The following is a 5843-nucleotide window of genomic DNA, read 5'->3' as shown; positions in this document are numbered from 1 at the left end:
TACTCGCGCACCGGGATGGTGACCAGTCCGTATTCCTGGCGGTCGATGTCGGGCATCTTGGTGAGGTTGGGGGCGGCGATGAGCTTGCCGTCGAAGTCGTAGGTCCAGGCGTGGTAGGGGCACTGGAAGGAGCGGTTGGCTTCGCCGGTCTCCTCCATGCACAGTTTCACGCCGCGGTGGCGGCAGATGTTGTAGAAGGCGCGGATGCCGTGCTTGCGGTTGCGGGTGATGATGATCGATTCCCGGCCGATCTGCACGGTGCGGTAGGCCCCGGGCTTGTCGAGGTCACCGGCGCGCACGGCGCAGAACCACATCTGCTCGAAGATGCGTTCCTGCTCGGCGCGGAAGACGGCCTCGTCCACGTAGGTGGAACCGGGCAGGGTGGAGATCAGGGACTCCGAGACAACGTTGGTCGACAACACGAACTCCTTGGTTCAGACGGTGCGGGGAATGCGGTGGGTCAGGACGAGAGAAGGAGAGGAGAGGTGCACGGGTGGTCAGGCGGCGACCAGCCGGGCGGCGGCGGTGGCGCGCTTCTCGAGGGTCTTGCGCCAGCGGCAGAAGAGCTTGGTCTGGTTCCAGGCCAGCACCGCGACCGGGTCTTCCCCGGTGTAGTAGACGGCCAGGAAGGACGGCCCATGGGGGTCGCCGTGCTCGTAGACGATGCGCTCGGCCCCGGCGGCGTCGCCGGCGAACTGCAGGCGGGTGCCGTACTGGTCGGACCAGAAGTAGGGAGGCTTCACGGCCGGCAGGGTGGCCGGGTCCGCGCCCAGCAGCGCCCCGAGAGCCACCGCGGGGCGTTCGGCGGCCCCGGTCCAGTGCTCCACCCGGTGGTGGCGCCCGGCGGCCGGGTCCCACCAGGCGGCGCAGTCGCCCACGGCCACGACCCCGGGGATGTTGGTGGCCCCGACCGCGTCGCAGAGCACGCCGTTGCCCAGCTCGATCCCGGAGCCTTCCAGCCAATCGGCGTTGGGGATCGCCCCGATGCCCACGACCACCACGTCGGTGGGCAGCACGGTCCCGTCGGCCAGGACCACCGCCTCCACGGGCCCGTCGGTGCGGGCGAAGTCGGCGATCTCGGCCCCGCAGATCAGCTCGACCCCGGCGCGGGCGTGCAGCCCGGCCACGACCGCGCCCAGCTGCGCCCCCAGCGGCCCGCACAGCGGGGTGGGGGACTTCTCCAGCACGGTGACCTCCATGCCCAGCGCGTGGGCGGTGGAGGCGACCTCGGCGCCGATGAAGCCGGCGCCGATGACCACCATCCGGCCACCGGCCCGGACCAGGCCGCGCAGCTTCTGCGCATCGGCGATGGTGCGCAGGCTCACCGCGTTGGGCGCGTCGGCGATCTGGGGCAGGGTCCGGGGGGAGGCGCCGGTGGCGATCACCAGCTTGTCGGCGTGCACCTGCCGCCCGTCGGCCAGCACCACCGTGCGGGTGGCCGCCTCGAAGGACACCGCCGGGGTGCCCAGGATCCACTCCGCGGCCAGGGCGTCGGTGTCGGTCTCCAGGGCCAGATCCGCGACCTCGATCCGCCCGGCCAGGAAGTCCTTGGACAGCGGCGGGCGGTCGTAGGGGCGAGCCGGATCATCACCGATGATCACCAGCCGTCCGGCGAAGCCGAGGTTGCGAGCCGCCCGCGCGGCCGACAGACCGGCCAGCGAGGCTCCGACAATGACGAGGGACTCCATGAAGGACCCCTTTCGAAAGACAGACAACGGATGGGTGGCGACCCGGATCAGCGGCGAGAGGCCGGTTCCCGGGTGTGACGCGCAAGTCGTGCAACACGGTTCGTAATGTGAGATTCAGAGTGAGTCTCGCGCAGAGGGAGCGTCAAGGGGTTCTGTCAATGCGACGCGAGAAATTTACAAAATGTCGTGCTGTGGCCTGGATCACGAATCGACTGGCGTGGACCTCTTGACAGCACGCATTGCCGGTCTCCACGCTTGTTGCACATTGCAATGCTTGTTGCTCATGGTGAGCCAGCTCGGCCGGCGCGGATTGCCCGGCACGGCAGGCCCGTCCTCAGGAAAGGATCCGCTCCGATGCACAAGGCCTGTCCCCTCAAGGACCTCGCACCCGGTGACGCCCTGCGCCTCGACACCGTCCCGCCCATCGCCGTGTTCCACACGGAGGAGGGCGAGCTGTTCGCCCTCGACGACACCTGCACCCACCAGGACGCCTCGCTCGCCGACGGCTGGGTGGAGGACTGCGAGGTGGAGTGCCCGCTGCACGCGTCCAAGTTCAACCTCCGCACCGGTGCGGTGGACGCACCCCCGGCCAAGCTGCCGGTCCGGACCCACAAGGTGAGCGTCGTGGACGGCGACATCATGGTCGAGGAGTCGACCGAGGCCCCGAACCTGCCGCCCGGGCTCACGGCCCACGGCCACGAGTCCCAGTCGAACTGAAAACCGGTCGACCCCAGCACGACATCCGCAGGTCAGGAGAACCGCCCATGAGCACCACCCCTCGCGTCGTCATCATCGGAGCCGGCATCGTCGGCACCAACCTTGCCGACGAACTCGTCCAGCGCGGCTGGACGAGTGTCACCGTCCTGGAACAGGGCCCGCTGCCCCTTCCCGGCGGCTCGACGTCGCACGCGCCCGGACTCGTCTACCAGACGAACCCGTCCCGGTCGCTCACCCACTTCGCGCAGTACACGGTGGAGAAGCTCATGTCCCTGGGCTGCTTCAACCAGGTCGGGGGCCTCGAGGTGGCCACCACGCCGGCGCGGCTGGAGGAGCTCAAGCGCAAGGTGGGCTACGCGACGTCGTGGGGCCTCGAGGGCCGGCTGCTGACTCCCGAGGAGGTGGTCGCGCAGCACCCCCTGGTCAACCCCGAGATGGTCCTGGGCGGCTACCACGTGGCGACGGACGGGCTCGCCCTGGCCGCCAAGGCGGTGCAGGTGCTCATCGACCGCACCACCCGCGCCGGCGTGACCTACTGCCCGGAGACGACCGTCACGGGCATCGAGCGGTCGAACGGCCGCGTGACCGGTGTGACCACGCCGGACGGAACCGTGCCGGCGGACATCGTCGTCTCCTGCGCCGGGTTCTGGGGCCCCGCGATCGGCGAGATGGCCGGCATGCCGTGCCCCATCCTGCCGCTGGCCCACCAGTACGTCTTCACCTCCGCGGTCCCCGAGCTGGTGGGCAAGCACGACGCCCCGAACGGGGCAACCCTGCCGATCCTCCGGCACCAGGACGCGGACCTCTACTACCGGGAGTGGGGGGACCGGATCGGCATCGGCTCCTACGCGCACCGCCCGATGCCGGTGGACCTCTCCGACCTGCCGCACTACGCGCCCCGCGACATCGCCCACGACCGGATGCCCTCCCGTCTGGACTTCACGCCCGAGGACTTCACCGAGCAGTGGGCCGAGAGCCAGCGCTTCCTGCCGAGCCTGTGCGGCAGCGAGGTGGCCGAGGGCTTCAACGGGATCTTCTCCTTCACCCCGGACGGGGGCCCGCTCATCGGCGAGTCCCCGGACCTCGCCGGGTTCTGGGTGGCCGAGGCGGTGTGGGTCACCCACTCCTCGGGCGTGGCCAAGGCCATGGCCGAGCTGCTGGTGGACGGCGTCCCGGAGACGGACCTGCACGGCTGCGAGGCCACCCGGTTCGACGACGTGCAGCTGTCCCCGGAGTACGTCGAGGAGACGGGCAAGCAGAACTTCGTGGAGATCTACGACGTCCTCCACCCCCTCCAGCCCCGGGAGTCGCCGCGCAACCTGCGGGTCAGCCCGTTCTACCCCCGGGAGCTGGAGCTCGGCGCGTTCTTCCTGGAGAGCCACGGCTGGGAGCGCCCGCACTGGTACGAGTCCAACGCCGCGCTCCTGGACCAGCTGCCCGAGGAGTGGCGGGAGCCGGAGCGGGAGCCGTGGGCGGCGCGGTACCACTCGCCGATCGCGGCGGTCGAGGCGTGGAAGACCCGCACCGCCGTGGCGATGTACGACATGACCCCGCTCAAGCGCGTGACGGTCGAAGGGCCGGGGGCCGCCGCCCTGCTGCAGCGGCTCACCACCGGCAACGTCCTGCGCAAGCCGGGCGCCGTGACGTACTGCCTCCTGCTCGACGAGAAGGCCGGGATCCGCAGCGACATCACCGTGGCCCGGCTCAGCGAGAACCTGTTCCAGGCCGGCATCAACAGCAGCGTCGACGTGGCGTACCTGTCCTCCGAGGCGAACCGGCAGAGCGCCGAGGACCCCACCGCCTGGGCCCTGGTCCGGGACACCACCGCCGAGACCTGCTGCATCGGGTTGTGGGGCCCGAAGGCCCGGGAGGTCATGGCCAAGGTCTCCCGCGACGACCTGTCCAACGACGGCCTGAAGTACTTCCGCACCAAGGAGATCCGGGTGGGCGGCCTGCGGGTCACCGCGATGCGCCTCTCCTACGTGGGGGAGCTCGGCTGGGAGCTGTACACCACCGCCGACCAGGGGCTGCGGTTGTGGGACCTGCTGCACGAGGCGGGCCAGGAGTTCGGGATCGTCCCCGCGGGGCGCGCGGCCTTCAACAGCCTGCGCGTGGAGAAGGGCTACCGGTCCTGGGGCACCGACATGACCACCGAGCACACCGCGGTGGAGGCCGGACTGGACTTCGCCGTCAAGAAGGACAAGGGCGAGTTCGTGGGCTCGGAGGCGGTGGCCTCCGACGGTCAGGTCCGGCGCCGGCTGCGCTGCCTGACCGTCGACGACGGACGCTCCGTGGTCCTGGGCAAGGAGCCCGTGTACGTGGACGGCGCCGCCGCCGGCTACGTCACCAGCGCCGTCTTCGGGCACACCGTGGGCCGGCCGGTCGCCTACGCCTGGCTCCCGCCGGAGATCTCCGAGGGCGACGGCGTGGAGATCGAGTACCTCGGCGAGCGCGTCCCGGCCACGGTCAGCGCCGAGCCGCTCGTGGACCCCGGCATGGAGCGCATCCGCGGCTGAGGCCCGGCCTCCCGGGGACGGAGTGCGTGCCGCTCCGCCCCCGGCCCCGTCCCGGGACCGGGACACCCCAGCACGACTTCTGTGATCGAGCACCGTTCCCGGTGCCGACGACGACGAAAGGCAGTTCCAGCATGCACAAGGTCAAAGGCGTGGTGTCGAAGGGCAAGAACCAGCCCGTCAGCGTGGAGACCATCCTGGTCCCGGACCCGGGACCGGGCGAGGCCCTGGTGGACGTGCTCACCTGCGGGGTGTGCCAGACGGACCACCACTACGTCGAGGGCGGCGTCGGTGACGACTACCCGTTCCTGCTGGGCCACGAGTCCTCGGGCATCGTCTCGGCGGTCGGTGAGGGGGTGACGGAGGTCGCCGTGGGCGACCACGTGATCCTGAACTGGCGGGCGGTGTGCGGGCAGTGCCGGGCCTGCCGGCGGGGCGAGCCCTGGTACTGCTTCGCCACCCACAACGCCACCCAGAAGATGACCCTGGAGGACGGCACCGAGCTGACCCCGGCCCTGGGCATCGGCTCCTTCGCGGAGAAGACCCTGGTGGCCGCCGGGCAGTGCACCAAGATCGAGGGCGAGCTCCAGGACCACCAGTACGCCGCGGTGGGGCTGCTGGGCTGCGGGGTGATGGCCGGGATCGGGGCGGTGCTCAACACCGGGGCCGTGAAGCGCGGGGAGTCGGTGGCGGTGATCGGCTGCGGCGGGGTCGGGGCCGCGGCGATCGCCGGGGCCGCACTGGCCGGGGCGAGCACGATCATCGCGGTGGACCTCGACGACGAGAAGCTGGCCACGGCGCAGAAGTTCGGGGCCACCCACACCGTGAACTCGCGGCAGCAGGACCCGGTGGAGGCGATCCGGGCGCTCACCGGCGGGCACGGCGCGGACCTGGTGATCGACGCGGTGGGCATCGGCCCGACCTT

The 5843-nt window shown here is 70.9% G+C and carries 5 protein-coding genes; 3 read left to right on the top strand and 2 right to left on the bottom strand.

All coding sequences use genetic code 11. From position 1 onward, the window contains the following. Window positions 1-419, bottom strand: a 419-nt coding sequence (locus tag ABL57_RS04025; protein WP_047802169.1) for an aromatic ring-hydroxylating dioxygenase subunit alpha, incomplete at its 3' end; no start/stop codon positions are given. 78 nt (window positions 420-497) lie between these two features. Next, complete coding sequence (locus tag ABL57_RS04020; protein WP_047802168.1) at window positions 498-1688, bottom strand: NAD(P)/FAD-dependent oxidoreductase; 1191 nt, start codon at window positions 1686-1688, stop codon at window positions 498-500. Window positions 1689-2042: 354 nt separating this feature from the next. Here ABL57_RS04020 and ABL57_RS04015 point away from each other — a divergent pair, with 354 nt between their 5' ends. The 3 genes from ABL57_RS04015 to ABL57_RS04005 form a co-directional block, all read left to right on the top strand. Then, window positions 2043-2405 (top strand): bifunctional 3-phenylpropionate/cinnamic acid dioxygenase ferredoxin subunit, encoded by a 363-nt coding sequence (locus ABL57_RS04015; RefSeq protein WP_047802167.1) that lies wholly within the window; start codon window positions 2043-2045, stop codon window positions 2403-2405. A 47-nt stretch (window positions 2406-2452) separates the two neighbouring features. Continuing rightward, complete coding sequence (locus ABL57_RS04010; protein WP_047802166.1) at window positions 2453-4921, top strand: FAD-dependent oxidoreductase; 2469 nt, start codon at window positions 2453-2455, stop codon at window positions 4919-4921. Between the two features lie 131 nt (window positions 4922-5052). Then, the coding region (locus ABL57_RS04005) for an alcohol dehydrogenase catalytic domain-containing protein (RefSeq protein ID WP_047802165.1) at window positions 5053-5843 on the top strand (791 nt) is incomplete at its 3' end.

It is taken from the genome of Kocuria sp. SM24M-10 (genome assembly GCF_001027955.1).
Lineage (GTDB): Bacteria > Actinomycetota > Actinomycetes > Actinomycetales > Micrococcaceae > Kocuria > Kocuria oceani.
Note: the sequence above shows the minus strand (reverse complement) of the source record. Positions and strands in the feature narration are given on the sequence as shown.

Coding starts and splice junctions, on each gene's coding strand:
- ABL57_RS04020 (WP_047802168.1), bottom strand. CDS start 1,688: ATGGAGTCCCTCGTCATTGTCGGAGCCTCGCTGGCCGGTCTGTCGGCC.
- ABL57_RS04015 (WP_047802167.1), top strand. CDS start 2,043: ATGCACAAGGCCTGTCCCCTCAAGGACCTCGCACCCGGTGACGCCCTG.
- ABL57_RS04010 (WP_047802166.1), top strand. CDS start 2,453: ATGAGCACCACCCCTCGCGTCGTCATCATCGGAGCCGGCATCGTCGGC.